12 protein-coding genes are annotated in these 14,185 nt (G+C 67.1%); 8 read left to right on the top strand and 4 right to left on the bottom strand.

From position 1 onward, the window contains the following. The 8 genes from AC07XS_RS15030 to AC07XS_RS14995 form a co-directional block, all read left to right on the top strand. A partial coding sequence (locus AC07XS_RS15030) for a TonB-dependent receptor (protein WP_182715069.1) occupies positions 1-2,193 on the top strand: 2,193 nt, incomplete at its 5' end. Between the two features lie 201 nt (positions 2,194-2,394). Further along, positions 2,395-3,885, top strand: coding sequence for a replicative DNA helicase (locus AC07XS_RS15025; protein ID WP_182715070.1), 1,491 nt, complete (start codon positions 2,395-2,397; stop codon positions 3,883-3,885). A 39-nt stretch (positions 3,886-3,924) separates the two neighbouring features. After that, positions 3,925-4,956: an alanine racemase gene (gene alr, locus AC07XS_RS15020; protein ID WP_182715071.1), complete on the top strand. Its 1,032-nt coding sequence runs from the start codon at positions 3,925-3,927 to the stop codon at positions 4,954-4,956. A 93-nt stretch (positions 4,957-5,049) separates the two neighbouring features. After that, on the top strand, positions 5,050-6,429 hold the full coding sequence (gene radA, locus AC07XS_RS15015; protein ID WP_182715072.1) for a DNA repair protein RadA: 1,380 nt from the start codon (positions 5,050-5,052) through the stop codon (positions 6,427-6,429). Positions 6,430-6,457: 28 nt separating this feature from the next. Further along, on the top strand, positions 6,458-7,054 hold the full coding sequence (locus AC07XS_RS15010; RefSeq protein ID WP_054766020.1) for a CvpA family protein: 597 nt from the start codon (positions 6,458-6,460) through the stop codon (positions 7,052-7,054). Positions 7,055-7,081: 27 nt separating this feature from the next. After that, complete coding sequence (gene purF / locus AC07XS_RS15005) at positions 7,082-8,587, top strand: amidophosphoribosyltransferase (protein WP_182715073.1); 1,506 nt, start codon at positions 7,082-7,084, stop codon at positions 8,585-8,587. A gap of 10 nt (positions 8,588-8,597) precedes the next feature. Then, positions 8,598-8,912: a hypothetical protein gene (locus AC07XS_RS15000; protein WP_182715074.1), complete on the top strand. Its 315-nt coding sequence runs from the start codon at positions 8,598-8,600 to the stop codon at positions 8,910-8,912. An 88-nt stretch (positions 8,913-9,000) separates the two neighbouring features. Next, complete coding sequence (locus AC07XS_RS14995; protein ID WP_182715075.1) at positions 9,001-9,753, top strand: SDR family NAD(P)-dependent oxidoreductase; 753 nt, start codon at positions 9,001-9,003, stop codon at positions 9,751-9,753. A 35-nt stretch (positions 9,754-9,788) separates the two neighbouring features. Here the strand turns inward: AC07XS_RS14995 and AC07XS_RS14990 are convergent, their stop codons facing one another. The 4 genes from AC07XS_RS14990 to AC07XS_RS14975 form a co-directional block, all read right to left on the bottom strand. Beyond that, positions 9,789-10,415, bottom strand: a complete 627-nt coding sequence (locus AC07XS_RS14990) for a methyltransferase family protein (RefSeq protein ID WP_182715076.1) — start codon at positions 10,413-10,415, stop codon at positions 9,789-9,791. 208 nt (positions 10,416-10,623) lie between these two features. After that, a complete protein-coding gene (locus tag AC07XS_RS14985) occupies positions 10,624-11,115 on the bottom strand; it encodes an NUDIX hydrolase (RefSeq protein ID WP_054766025.1) in 492 nt (163 codons plus the stop codon). Positions 11,116-11,119: 4 nt separating this feature from the next. Next, complete coding sequence (gene der / locus AC07XS_RS14980; RefSeq protein ID WP_182715077.1) at positions 11,120-12,739, bottom strand: ribosome biogenesis GTPase Der; 1,620 nt, start codon at positions 12,737-12,739, stop codon at positions 11,120-11,122. A gap of 31 nt (positions 12,740-12,770) precedes the next feature. Next, positions 12,771-14,150 (bottom strand): outer membrane protein assembly factor BamB family protein, encoded by a 1,380-nt coding sequence (locus AC07XS_RS14975; RefSeq protein WP_182715078.1) that lies wholly within the window; start codon positions 14,148-14,150, stop codon positions 12,771-12,773. Between the last annotated feature and the right edge of the window lie 35 nt (positions 14,151-14,185).

Here is a 14,185-nt window from a genome sequence, read left to right as displayed (position 1 = left end):
GCCCTGAACTTCCCCCGCCCCTCGGCCACCGACGGCACTGACTCGATCCGTCCCGCAACCTTGCGCGGACAAGGGCCAGACCAGACCCTGGTGCTGGTGAACGGCGTGCGCCGTCACGCCACCGCCCTGGTGAACACCAACGGCTCGGTCGGTCGCGGTTCGGCCGCTGTCGATCTGAACGCCATTCCCTCCACCGCGATCGAGCGTATCGAGGTGTTGCGCGACGGCGCCGCAGCGCAATACGGCTCTGACGCCATCGCCGGCGTGTTGAACCTGCGCCTGCGCAAAGCTTCCAGCGGCGGCGGCGCCAGCGTCACCTACGGCGGCTATCGCACCGACTATACCGGCTTCTACGGCGGCGGCCAGGATTTGAAGGACGGCGAGGCCCTGACCGTCGCCGGTTGGCAGGGGTTCGGTCTCGGCTCGGACGGCTTCCTGACGGCTTCAGTAGAATATCGGGACCGGGAACGCACCAACCGAAGCGACCTGGACCCCCGCTTCAGCCCGTCTCAGGTGCGCGGCGCCCAGGGCGATCCTGAGTCTGAGGATCTCGCCGTCTATCTGAACGCCGGCAAGCCCCTGGCTGCGGGCTGGGAAGCCTATGGCTGGGTCGGCTATCAGACCCGCGACGCCTCGGCCGCCGCCTTCTATCGCACGCCGACCGACAACGCCCAGAACCCGGCCTACGCCTCTGGCCGCGTCTATCCTGACGGCTACCTGCCCTACATTCTGACCGACACGACCGACTGGACCACCGCCGCCGGGCTGAAGGGCCAGGCGGGGGGCTTCGACATCGACATCAACCTGGGCTACGGCAAGAACGAGATCGACTTCAGCGTTGAAAACACGCTGAACCCCTCTTTGGGACCGACCTCCCCGACCAAGTTCTACGCCGGTTCCCTGGCCTATGATCAGCTGGTGCTGGGTATTGACGCCAGCCGCGCCTATGACGTCGGCCTTTACGCCCCCTTGAACGTCGCCTTTGGCCTGGAGGCCCGGCGGGAGTCCTATCAGATCGGCGCGGGCGAACCCAACTCCTATCAGCGCGGGACCTTCCTGAACGTCGGCGGCGTGGATCTCAGCTGGGGCTCGCGCGGTTTCACCGGCTTCACCCCCGCCAATGAGGTCGACGAAGACCGCAACAACATCGGCGCCTATGTCGATCTGGAAGGCGAGCTGTTCGAACGCTTCACCGCCTCGGCGGCTGTGCGGTACGAAAACTACTCGGACTTCGGCGACAATGTTTCGGGCAAGCTGGCGGCGCGGTACGACTTCACCCCGTCCTTCGCTGTTCGCGGCGCCTTATCGACCGGCTTCCGCGCGCCAAGCCTGCAACAGCAGTATTTCACCCAGACGGCGATCCTCTACATAAACAACGTTCCCTATGAGACCGGCACCTTCCCCTCGGTCAGCCCGGTCGGCGTCGCGCTTGGCGGCACGCCTCTTAAGGCCGAGACATCGACCAACTATTCGCTGGGCTTGGTCTACCGTCGCGGTCCCTTTGAACTGACGGCCGACGCCTATCGCATCGACATCGAGGATCGGATCATCCTGTCAGAGACGTTGACCGGCAGCGCCACTGCGGCGCCTGGAACCAACGCCCGCGCCATCTTCGATCTGCTTCAGCCTTATGGCGCCACAGCGGCCCGCTTCTTCATCAATGGCGTGGACACCGAGACGACCGGCCTGGACGTGGTTGCGCGCTACCGGGTTCTGGCCGACGTCGGCTCGCTCGACTTCACCCTGGCGGCGAACGTCAATGATTTCGACGTGACCAAGACGCCCCAGACCCGCTCGGGCATCCTGCCGACCCCGGTCTCGCTGTTCGCGCGCCAGGCGACACTGCGGTTCGAAGAGGGCACGCCGCCGTGGAAGACGGTCTTCCAGACGGATTGGACCCGCGCCCGGCTGGGTGGCACCTTCCGCGTGACCGGCTATGGCGACGTCCTGGCTCCTGGCGCGACCGAGGCGACCGATCTGGAGCTTGGCGTCGGCGTGGTCGTCGACGTGGAGGCGCGCTACGCCCTCAACGATCGTCTGACCTTGGCGGTAGGGGCGGACAATGTGCTGGACGAATATCCCCGCCAAGCTCAGCGCGCCAACAACACATCGGGCGCCTTCCCCTTCTCCAACTTCTCGCCCTACGGCTTCAACGGCCGGTTCGTGTACGGCCGTATCGCCTTGAACTGGTGAGCCGGTCCGTCCTGAGATCAGGGACGCTCTTCGGAACGTCCCTTTTTCTTTCGCGCACGGACCATGGGCGGCGGGACGTCGGCCGCCGCCTGGGTTCCGCCTGAACAATTCCCGTTCACCCACAGGGCGGACGATCTGTCCACCGTCGCGGCGGCGTCCGCGACTGACGCAGGCGCGTGTGAGGGATAGAGCGTTAAGACAATGAACGCCTTCGCCCCCCTGCCCTTCTCGTCCTCCCCGTTGGACTCCAACGGCGTCGCCTCCATGCCTCATAACCTGGAGGCCGAACAGGCGCTGCTCGGCGCCTTGATGTTCGACAACGGGGTGTTCGAGCGTCTCAGCGACCGTCTGCGCGGCTCCCACTTCTACGAGCCCTTCCACCAGCGGCTGTTCGACGCCATCGAGGATCATATCCGTCAGGGCATGCTGGCCGAGCCGACCATCCTGATGGAGCGGTTCAAACAGGACCCCGCCTTCCAGGAGTTCGGCGGCCTGCGCTATTTCGCCGATCTGGTGGACCGAGCCCCGCCGGCGGCCAACGCCCCAGACTACGCCCGCGTCGTCTATGACACGGCCCTGCGCCGCGACCTGATCCGCATCGGCGGTGAAATCATCAAGGAGGCGCCCAATCCGGACGTCCCCGCCGACGAACAGATCGAACAGGCCGAACAAACCCTTTATTCTTTGGCCGAGACGGGCAAGCCCTCGTCCGGTTTCGTCAGCTTTTCCCACGCCCTGTCCGGCGCCGTTCAGATGGCGGCGGAAGCTTATCAGCGCGAGGGCAAGCTGGCCGGTCTGGCCACGGGCCTGCACGACCTGGACCGAAAACTGGGCGGGTTGCACCCATCCGACCTGCTGATCCTCGCCGGACGCCCGTCGATGGGTAAGACGGCTCTGGCGACCAACATGGCCTTCAACGTGGCCCGCGCCTATCAGTGGGAGCCGACGCCGGAGGGCCGCAAGACGGTCAACGGCGGGGTGGTGGCCTTCTATTCGCTGGAAATGAGCGCCGAACAGTTGGCCACGCGGATCCTGGCCGATGCGTCCGGCGTCTCCTCCGACAAGCTGCGCAAGGGCGAGATCGACGCCTCGGATTTCGGCAAGCTGCGCGACGCGGCGGTCGAAATCGGCGAGGCGCCCCTCTACATCGACGCCACCGGCGGCATCTCCATCTCCAAGCTGGCCGCCCGGGCGCGGCGGCTGAAGCGGATGGAGCACGGGCTGGACCTAATCATCGTCGACTATCTTCAGCTGGTGACCACCGGCGAAGGCGGCGGGCAAAAGAACCGCGTTCAGGAAGTGTCCGAGATCACCGGCGGCCTCAAGGCCCTGGCCAAGGAGCTGAACGTCCCGATCATCGCCCTGTCGCAGCTGTCGCGTCAGGTCGAACAGCGCGACGACAAGCGGCCCCAGCTGTCGGACCTTCGGGAGTCCGGCTCGATCGAACAGGACGCCGACTGCGTGATGTTCGTCTATCGCGAGAGCTACTATCTGGGCCGGGCCGAGCCGCGCGAAGGCACTGAGGAACACCTGCAATGGCAGCAGGACATGGACCGGCTGCAAGGCCAGGCCGAGGTCGTCATCGGCAAGCAGCGCCACGGCCCGATCGGCATCGTCAAACTGGCCTTCGACGCCGACACGGTCCGCTTCGGCAACCTGGCGCACGGCTATGAGGAAGTCAGCTACGAATAGGGCTCTTCCCTAACCGCCGACTTGCGCCATAAGGCCGCCATGCCCTCCCCCGCCCTGCTGTCCGTCGATCTGAACGCCCTGGCCCGCAACTTCCACACGCTGGAAGCCGTGACCGGCGCGCCGGTTCATCCGGTGGTCAAGGCCGACGCCTACGGGCTGGGCGCCGAGGCCTGTGCGACCCGGCTGATGACCGAGGGGGCGCGGACCTTCTTCGTCGCCCGCGCCGATGAGGGCCTGGCCTTGCGGGCGGCGCTGGGCGATGCGCCGGTCATCTATGTGCTGGACGGCTGCCACGACGGGGCGGCCGGCGTGCTGAAGGCGGCGGACCTGCGTCCAGTGCTGAACCAGCCCCGACAGATGCAGGCTTGGAGCCAGGTCGGCGGCGGCGCCTGCGGCATCCAGATCGACACCGGCCTGAACCGGCTGGGGTTCCGCCCCGAAGACGCGCCGGAGCCGTTCGAGGGCCTCCACCTTGTCATGAGTCACCTGGCCTGCGCCGACGAACCGGACCAGCCGATGAACCGGCGCCAGCGCGACGCCTTCACGGCGGCGGCCGCGCGATATCCGGGCATCACGCGATCCCTGGCCAATTCGGGCGGTTGCTTTCTGGGGCGGGACTACAGCTTCGACGCCGTGCGCCCCGGCGTCTGTCTCTATGGCGGCGGGCCGCAGGGTCGGCCAGATGTCAGGATCGCCGCCGTCGCCACCCTGACCGCCGAGGTCTTGCAGGTTCGAGACGTCAGGGCGGAGGAAAGCATCGGCTATTCCAGAGGCTTCGTCGCCGACCGTCCCGTGCGAGCGGCCGTGGTGGCTGCGGGCTATGCCGACGGCGTCATGCGGGCCTATGGACAAGGCGGCGCCGCCTGGGTGTCGGGCGAGATCCGCCCTCTGCTGGGCCGGGTGTCGATGGACGTCTGCACCCTGGACGTCACCGGCCTGGACGTCGCGGTCGGCGATCGGGTCGAGCTTTTCGGCGCGAACCGTCATCTGGATGAGGCGGCGGCCGCGGCCGGAACCATCAGCTATGAACTATTGACTGCAATCGGCGACCGGGTGCCTCGCGCCTATTGAGGCGAATGCGACCGCGACTGACGTAGAAGAGGCCGATGAAGGCCCGAAGCTCGGCCCGTCACCCGACGTCGGCTGTCTCTGCTAAGGAAGTCCATGGCTCGCGATTCCGCCCTCTACGTCTGTCAATCCTGCGGCTCGGTCCACGGCAAGTGGTCGGGTCAGTGTTCATCGTGCGGGCAGTGGAACACCCTGACCGAAGAGAGCCGTTCCGCGCCGCCGGGCGCGATCAAGCCTTCGGCGGCCGCTTCGGCGCGCGGACGCGGCCTGCAGTTTGAAACCCTTCAATCCGACACCCCCGAACCGCCCCGCATCACGACGGGCGTGGCCGAGTTCGACAGGGTCTGCGGCGGCGGGGTGGTGCCGGGTTCGGCCATCCTGCTGAGCGGCGATCCGGGCGTGGGCAAGTCCACCCTGCTGCTCGAGGTGGCGGCCAAGGCGGCGCTTCGCGGCGGGCGTATCGCCTATATCTCGGGCGAAGAGGCCGTCGAGCAGATCCGAGCGCGGGCCAAGCGGATGGGTCTGGAGCAGGCGCCGGTCAATCTGGCGGCGGCGACGGCGCTGCGCGACATCCTGGGCACGCTGAAGCGCGAACAGTTCGACATCGTCATCGTCGATTCGATCCAGACCCTGTGGTCCGACGTCCATGAGAGCGGACCGGGCTCCATCACCCAGGTCCGGGCCTGCGCCGGCGAAATGGTCCGACTGGCCAAGACGCAAGGGATCGCCGTTGTTCTGGTCGGCCACGTCACCAAGGACGGCCAGGTGGCCGGGCCGCGCGTGGTCGAACACCTGGTCGACGCCGTCATGACCTTCGAGGGCGAGCGCGGCTATCCGTTCCGCATCCTGCGCGCCGGCAAGAACCGGTTCGGCGCCACCGACGAAATCGGGGTGTTCGAAATGGGCGACAGCGGCCTGCGCGAAGTCGCCAATCCATCGGCCCTCTTCCTGGGCGAGGGCAAGGACCGGGCGCCCGGCGCCGCCGTCTTCGCCGGGATCGAAGGCTCGCGGCCCGTTCTGGTCGAGATCCAGGCCCTGGTGGCGCCGTCCGCCTATGGCACGCCGCGGCGGGCTGTGGTCGGTTGGGACTCCGGTCGGCTGGCCATGTTGCTGGCGGTGCTGGAGGCCCGGTGCGGCCTGGGCTTCGGGGACAAGGACGTCTATCTGAACGTGGCCGGGGGGCTGCGGATCAACGAGCCGGCGGCGGACCTGGCCGCAGCGGCGGCCCTGATCAGTTCGGCCCTGGACATGCCCCTGCCCCAAGGCTGCGTCGTCTTCGGCGAGATCGGCCTGTCGGGCGAGGTCCGCAGCGTGGGCCGAGCCGAGGCGCGGCTGCGCGAGGCTCAGAAGCTGGGCTTCGACCATCTGCTGTGCCCGCCCCTCCCCCAGAGCGCGGGGAAGACAAACGGGGTCAAGGTGACGTCGGCGACGCGGTTGACGGATGTGGTCGAACGAATCTCGCAAAACCGCTATTAGACGGGCGCAACAGTTTCTGGACCTCTGAGTGACCGGTTACGACGTCTTCGCCATAGTGGTGATCCTGTTCTCCGCCGCCGCCGGCTGGGTGCGCGGCGGGGTGCGCGAGATCATCACCCTGCTCAGCGCCCTGCTGGCGGCGCTGATCGCCCTGGTGACCCTGCCCTGGACGGCCATGCTGGGGCGGGCCCTGGTCAATCCCGACTGGGCCGGGACGATCCTGGCGGCGATCGTGACCTTCATGGTCGTCTATTTCGGCATCCGCATCTTCGGCTCCTTCCTGTCCAAACAGGCCCAGGCCCATCCGCAGTTGGGAGGAATCGACCGGTTCATCGGAGTGTTCGTCGGCGCAGGCCGGGCCTTGGTCCTGTTGGGCGCCGTCCATCTGGTCATCGTGGCCGCCATGCCGGGCGAACGGACGCCGAAATGGCTGACCCAGGCGGCGCTCTACAAGGTCAGCGCCGTCGGCGCCCGCGCCATTCAGATCGTCCTGCCCGGCATCGGGCGCGGCGCCGATGCGATCACGCCTGTGGTGGATTCATCCGTGCGCAAAGGGTTTTCGAACGACGAAGCCTTGCCTCGGACGCAATCCGAGACTAACTCGCCGCGCGAAGCCGCCCCGTAAGTTTCCCCCGGTCATCGGAGCCCCACGATGCGCCACCACATCGCCGATCCCGTCGTTCACCGCGAGCACTGGCGCGAGCCGGAGGACGATCAGCTCCGTTTGGAGTGCGGCGTCTGCGGTGTCTGGGGCGCGGACGAGGACGAGGGCTCAGCCGTCGTCGCCCTGGGCCTCCACGCCCTGCAGCATCGCGGCCAGGAAGCCTGCGGCATCGCCAGCATCAAGGACGAACGTTTCTACACCGAACGCCATCAGGGCCTGGTCGGCGAGGCCTTCGGCGGCGCCGACCTGATGACCCGTATGCCCGGTCGCGCGGCTGTCGGCCACACCCGTTACTCCACCGCCGGCGGGTCCTTCCTGCGCAACATCCAGCCGATGTTCGCCGACCTGGACCAGGGCGGCATCGCCATCGCCCACAACGGCAACCTGACCAACTTCAAATTCCTGCACAGCCAGCTGGTCAGCGAAGGCGCCATCTTCCAGTCGACCTCGGACTCCGAAGTCATCCTTCACCTGATCGCCCGCAGCCGTAAGGCCAAGATCGTCGATCGCTTCATAGACGCCCTGGCGCGGATCGAGGGCGGCTACGCCCTGGTCGCCCAGACCCGCCACAAGATGATCGGCGCCCGCGACCCTCTGGGCATCCGCCCCCTGGTGCTGGGCCAGATGGGCGAGGCCTGGGTCCTGGCCTCCGAAACCTGCGCCCTGGACATGATGGGCGCCACCTTCGTGCGCGACGTCGAACACGGCGAGGTCGTGGTCATCGACGAGAACGGCGTCGAATCGATCAAACCCTTCCCCGCGCGCGCCGCTCGCCCCTGCCTGTTCGAATACGTCTATTTCTCGCGTCCCGACTCGGTCGTGAACGGCCGTTCGGTCTATGAGGTCCGCAAGGAAATGGGCCGGGGTCTGGCCCGCGAATGGGGCGTGGACGCCGATATCGTCGTGCCGGTGCCCGATTCCGGCGTGCCCGCCGCCCTGGGCTATGCCCAGGAGAGCGGCATCCCCTACGAGATGGGCATCATCCGCAGCCACTATCTGGGCCGCACCTTCATCCAGCCCAGCCAGGGCGCCCGGCAGAAGGGCGTGCGGATGAAGCACAGCCCCAACAAGTCTGCCCTGGCCGGCAAGCGGGTCGTGCTGATCGACGACTCCATCGTGCGCGGCACCACGTCGGTCAAACTGGTCCGCGCTGTCCGCGCCGCGGGCGCCAAGGAGGTCCACCTGCGGTCAGCCAGCCCGCAGATCCTCTTCCCCGACTTCTACGGCATCGACATGCCGGAACGGGCGCAACTTTTGGCCGCCAACAAGACGCTGGAAGAGATGCGCGAACTGCTGGAAGTCGACTCGCTCGGCTTCCTCTCGATCGACGGTCTCTACCGCGCCATGGGTGAGACGGGCCGCAACAACGACGCGCCCCAGTTCACCGACCACTATTTCACCGGCGACTACCCCACCCGCCTGCTGGACCGCGAGATCGAGGAAGGCGGCCGGGAGTTTTCGGCGCGACAACTTTCGCTGCTGGTCAGCGCATGATGATCACGGGTTGATGACGCACAACCCAGTTCAAAACAGCCAGCTGCAGGAGGGGAGGCTCTTCCTGATCAGGTTTGGCGGCCGCCTTCTGGCGATTGTCGGGATGTTCTTCGTCTTCAACCTGATCCTGGCGGCAAACCAGTCCGCCCTGTCGCCTTCCACCCTCGCTGGGTTGACGACGGGCTTGGGCGCCGGGCAGCTGCTCTTCGGCAAGCGCCGCTTTCGCGTGCCGTCGATGGTTTGGCAGGGCGTCGGGTCGGTGATGATCTTGGTCGCCGCTACGGCGTCATACGGCCTCGCTAAAGCGGCGTTCGGCGGAAACTGAGTCACATCAGGGCGTCAGCTTCAGCCTGTGATCGCCGCACGCTCGATCCCGCTTGGCGGCCGCCGCAAACGCACGCTAATCATGGCGGATGTCAGACCTGCCCCTCAAAGACCGTATCGCCCTCGTCGTCGGGGCCTCGCGCGGCATCGGCTATGAGAGCGCCCTCGCCCTGGCCAAGGCTGGCGCGCACGTGGTGGCTACAGCCCGGACACAAGGCGGGCTTGAGGAACTGGACGACGCCGTTTTCGCCGCGACCGGCAAACACGCGACCCTCGTCCCGTTCGACCTGGTCGATGGAGGGGGGATCGACCGGCTGGGCGGAGCGATCTTCGAACGGTTCAAGAAACTGGACATCTGGGTCCAGGCGGCGGCGACCATGGGGCCGTCGGGCCTGACGCCGGTGGCCCACGCCGATCCGCGCGAGTTCGCCAAGGTCGAGAAGGTCAACTTCACGGCCGTCTACCGGCTGATCCGCTCGCTGGAGCCGCTGCTGCGCGCCTCGGACGCCGGGCGGGCGATCCATTTCACTAGCAGCGTCGCGACCACGCCCCGGGCCTTCTGGGGCATGTACGCCGCCACCAAGGCGGGCGCCGAGGCTTTGATGAAGGCCTGGGCGGACGAGGTGGAGAGCACCCCGATCCGTGTCAGCATCGTCGATCCCGGTCGGATGCGCACCGCCATGCGCGCCCAGGCCTTCCCCGGCGAAGACCCGCAGACCTTGCCCCATCCGTCGGAAATCGGCCCCCTGGTCGTTGACCTGGCGCGGGGCGACCTGACGCCGCCGCCGACGATCCGCTTCCGCGACTGGAGGGCCGGGCCGACGACGGAAGCCTTGGTCTGACGGCGAGTGAAGCCAGGGGTCTGTGCCCCCGCCAATCAGGGCAGGCGCACCACAGCAGCCAGCCATCCCTGGGCCTGGGCCAGGTCCACGGCCTCAAACAGCGGTATGGCGAGCAGGAAGACCAGCCCGTCTCTAATGGTGGTCAGAAAGAAGCTCGGCCGCACCGACAGCTCCGGTTCGTCATGCCAGCGGGTGAAGTCAGGCAGGAAGCGAGGCGTCCGCGCCTTGTAATCGGCATAGGCGGCGCCGAAGGTCGCGCCCAGCCAGGCCTCTTCGCGGCGAACAGTCAGATAGAAAACGGCCACGGACGCGAGGGTGAACAGCACCGCCAGCGTCAGGCTGCCGCTCTGGGCGCCGATGCCGAAGGCGCCGAAGAAGCTGAAGATATAGAGGGGATTGCGGCTGATCGAATAGGGGCCGCGCGAGACGATCTCGGCCTTCTTGCGCCCTCCGATATAGAGGGAACACCAGGCCCGGCCGACGATGGCGAAGACAATGGCGGCCAGACCCACGGCCTCGACGCCTTCGTGAAGCGGACTGTCCAGGCCCGTGGCGGACTGGGACACCATCGTCAGGCCCACCAGACCCAGCAGGGCGATGAGCACGGCGCCCTTACGCACCTTTTGCACCGCTTGAAGATCGAAAATCGGGGACGTCGTCATGGTGTTCTCCTATCCTCGACGGATCAAGCGCCGCAGTGGGCCTTGCTGCAAGCACTATGATTGCAAACGAATATCCCTATCGAAAAAGGACGCCATCGGAGGGAACGTCAGACAGCCGCGACTCCCGTGCTTGCTCCGCACTCAGCCTATCCGATCCACAGGATGGCGACGATCAGGGCGGGCATGGCGAACGAGGCGGACCAAGACCCTAGCCTTGATCAACACCCCTCGCCATCGGCGTCAGCCGCTCCAGAATGTCCGCCAGTTCCTGGGGCCAGATCGTCTCGGTGGAGGCGCGGATCTGGTCGAGGCTCCACCAGCGGTGCTCGGCCAGGACGCGCCGCTCCGTCTCGGTCCAGCCGGCGGAGGACAGGTCGAAGTCGTCGCTGCGGAGCAGGAAGAAGCGCTGATCGACGTCGGCCATGCGGCCGTCGGGCAGGCGGAAGCTGACGCGGACGCGGGCGACCTGGGGGCCCGGATCAGCGACGATCAGGCCCGTCTCCTCGAACAGTTCGCGGCGGGCGGCGTCCTCGTAGGTCTCGCCCGGATCGCAGCCGCCGCCCGGCGTGGCCCAGAATTCGGATCCGGCGAGGGGGCCGTCGGCGAAGGCGAAGCGGAACAGCAGCACCCGCCCCTGCCCGTCCAAGATCAGCCAGCGCGAGGTCGGCCGGTCGGGAAGGACGGACGCGACCTCGCTCATGAGGTCACTTCTTGGCGCCGCCCTTCTGGCCGGTGCGGATGCGGCCTGAGCGCGACACCTGACGGGCCCCGCCGCGCGCGCCCTTCTGGATCGCAACAGACGATCCGGCCTTCTTGGACGCGCTGGCCTTCAGGCCGCCCAGCACCTTGGGCTGGGCCTTGCGGGTCTTCTTCTGCTCCAGCGCCTTGCCGGGCAGCTTGGACAAGGCCTCTTCCTTCTCGGCCTTCTTGACGCGGCGCGGCGCGGTCTTGGCGTCGCCCTTGTAGCGTTCCGGGCCGGACTTGGCGCCGCCCTCGGCATAGGGATTGGCGCCGCTGGACTTGACGTTCAGGCGGATCGGCGTGCCCGGCAGGTCGAAGCTCTCCCGGATCGAATTCACCAGATAGCGCTTGTAGTGATCCGGCATGGCCTCGGCCCGATTGGCCATCAGCACGAAGGTGGGCGGACGGGCCTTGGTCTGGGCGATGTATTTCGGCTTGATCCGCTTGCCGTCCACGGCGGGCGGCGGGTGCCGCTGGGTCGCCATGGACAGCCAGGTGTTCAGATCCTTGGTCTTCACCTTGACCGACCAGGTGTCATAGGCCTGAAGCACCGCCGGCATCAGCCGCTCAACGCCCCGCCCCGAGTGCGACGACAGGGCCACGAAGGGCGAACCCTTCAACTGAGGCAGTTTGTCTTCCGCCAGGGTCTTCAGCTTGGCCAGCCGCGACTGGGGTTCGTCTTCCAGGTCCCATTTCGACGCGACATAGACCAGGGCTCGGCCTTCCCGCTCTACCAGATCGGCCAGCTGCAGATCCTGGGTGTCGAAGGCGTCGTCCTTGTCCATGACCAGGATCACCACCTCGGCGAAGGTGATGGCGCGGATGGTGTCGGCGACCGACAGCTTCTCCAGCTTCTCCTGAACACGGGCCTTGCGCCGCATCCCGGCCGTGTCGATCAGGCGGATGTTCTTGCCCTCGAACGTCCAGTCGACCGAGATGGAGTCGCGGGTGATCCCGGCTTCCGGCCCCGTCAGCAGCCGGTCGTCGCCGATCAGACGGTTAATCAGGGTGGACTTGCCCGCATTGGGCCGGCCGATCACGGCGATGCGGATCGGCTTGTCCGGCTCGTCGATCTCCTCGACGAAGATGTCCTCCGAACCGGCGCGGAGGGCGGCGTAGAGGTCGGCCATGCCCTCGCCGTGCTCTGCGGAGATAGCGACGGGTTCGCCGAAACCCAGGGCGTGCGCCTCGCCCACGCCGCCGCCGCTCTCACGGCTCTCGGACTTGTTGGCCAGCAGGATGATCGGCTTGTGCACCTTGCGCAGGCGTTCGGCGAAGATCCGGTCCAGCGAAGTCACGCCTTCGCGGGCGTCCATCATGAACAGGATCAGTTCGGCGTCGTCGATGGCCGCCTCAGTCTGTTCGCGCATCCGCGCCTCGAGGCTTTCGTCAGTGACGTCCTCATAGCCGGCCGTGTCGATCAGCGTCAGGTCCATGTCGCCGATATTGCCGTCGGCATAGCGCCGGTCGCGGGTCACGCCGGGCCGGTCGTCGACCAGCGCGAGGCGCTTGCCGACGAGACGATTGAACAGTGTCGATTTGCCCACATTGGGGCGGCCGACGATGGCGACCTTCAGAGCCATGTCGGCCTTCTAACGTAATTCTGGCTGAAAATCAGCGGATACAGATCAGCTGACCGGTGTCGGTCAGCACATAAAGGGCGCCGTTATAGGCCGCAGGCGCGATATAGGCGGGCGCGCCCAGCTTCAACGTCGTCTGAGCGACGCCCGTCTTCGGATCGAAGGCGACCGCTTCGCCGTAGGAGTTGACCATCACCAGACGGTTCGAGGCCAGCAGCGGGCCGGACCACTGCGGCGTGATGGTGCGACGGCCGAAGCGCAGGAAGCCGCCGACCTTGCGGGCGCGGCCTTCATTCAGCTCGCGAGTCCAGTAGATCTGGCCGGTGTCGCGATTGGCGGTGATCAGCTCGCCGGACTTGGACACGACGAAGACCACGTCGCCGACCGGCAGGGGCGCGTTCACGCCCGTGACCGGCAGTTGCCATTTGGGTTGACCCGAGCGCAGGTCCAGAGCCGACAGCACGCCTGAATGGCTGACGCCATAGACCATGCCGCGGCTGATCACGGGGCGACCGGCCACGTCGCGAACCTCGGACAGGGCGCTGGTGCGGCTGGTGCGCGACAGGGTCTGTTCCCACAGGGACTGGCCGTTCAGGGCGCTCAGCGCCACCAGCTGACCCGAGGCGAAGGGAGCGATGACGGTGTTTCCGGTGACGGCCGGGCTGGAGGCGCGCATCACGCGAGCCGGCTCGGCGATGCCGCGATAGGTCCAGTCCTGGGCGCCGGTGTTGACGTCGAAGGCGAACAGCTGGCTGTCCACGTCCACGACGAAGACGTGCGAACCGACCACCGTCGGCGCGCCGTGAATGGGGGCGTCTACCGGCTGGGTCCAGGCGACGGCCCCGGTATTGGCGTCCAGCGCCGTCATGGAGCGATAGCCGGAGGAAACGAAGACCTTGCCGCCGGCCACGGCGACGCCGCCGCCGAAACCGCCGTTGCGGTCGCGCTCGCCGTTCTTCACGTCGGTCTTCCACAGAACCGCGCCCGTGTCGGCGGAAACGGCCGACACGGTCGATTCGCCGTCCAGCACGAAGATCTTGCCGTCGGCGGCGACGATGGGCGCCATGACGTTGCCGACGCGGGCCGAGCCGCGGCCGATGTCGCGCTTCCAGGCGATCTTGAAGTCCGGCGCGGCGATGACGTGTTCGACTAGGTTTTCCGCCGTGCCGCCCGGCTGGGTCCAGGCCGTCGCGGCCTGCGGACCCGGCAGGAAATAGGTCCGACCGGACAAGGCCGCCGAGGGCGCCAGCTGCTGTTCGAACTCCAGCACAGAGATGCGCTGACCTTCGGACGCCGTCGCTTTAGGATCGCCCTTCTTGCCCAAACCGAAGGGCAGGTTGCGACTGACGGCGCCGCAGGAGGCCATGGTGGCGGCGACGCCGCAGATCAGCGCGACTTTCAGAACTCGGTTCATCGGGGGCGTCCTGTCAGGGGGCGTCACTGTTGGGC

This window comes from Brevundimonas sp. GW456-12-10-14-LB3 (assembly GCF_059424365.1).
The sequence above is the reverse complement of the archived record's forward strand: the minus strand, read 5'-3'. Positions and strand labels throughout refer to the sequence as shown.

What these genes read in the sequence shown, in the direction of transcription:
- AC07XS_RS14975 (WP_182715078.1), bottom strand. Translation starts at nt 14,150, where the DNA reads ATGAACCGAGTTCTGAAAGTCGCGCTGATCTGCGGCGTCGCCGCCACC.
- AC07XS_RS15025 (WP_182715070.1), top strand. Translation starts at nt 2,395, where the DNA reads ATGAACGCCTTCGCCCCCCTGCCCTTCTCGTCCTCCCCGTTGGACTCC.
- alr (WP_182715071.1), top strand. Translation starts at nt 3,925, where the DNA reads ATGCCCTCCCCCGCCCTGCTGTCCGTCGATCTGAACGCCCTGGCCCGC.
- AC07XS_RS14985 (WP_054766025.1), bottom strand. Translation starts at nt 11,115, where the DNA reads ATGAGCGAGGTCGCGTCCGTCCTTCCCGACCGGCCGACCTCGCGCTGG.
- purF (WP_182715073.1), top strand. Translation starts at nt 7,082, where the DNA reads ATGCGCCACCACATCGCCGATCCCGTCGTTCACCGCGAGCACTGGCGC.
- radA (WP_182715072.1), top strand. Translation starts at nt 5,050, where the DNA reads ATGGCTCGCGATTCCGCCCTCTACGTCTGTCAATCCTGCGGCTCGGTC.
- der (WP_182715077.1), bottom strand. Translation starts at nt 12,739, where the DNA reads ATGGCTCTGAAGGTCGCCATCGTCGGCCGCCCCAATGTGGGCAAATCG.
- AC07XS_RS14995 (WP_182715075.1), top strand. Translation starts at nt 9,001, where the DNA reads ATGTCAGACCTGCCCCTCAAAGACCGTATCGCCCTCGTCGTCGGGGCC.
- AC07XS_RS14990 (WP_182715076.1), bottom strand. Translation starts at nt 10,415, where the DNA reads ATGACGACGTCCCCGATTTTCGATCTTCAAGCGGTGCAAAAGGTGCGT.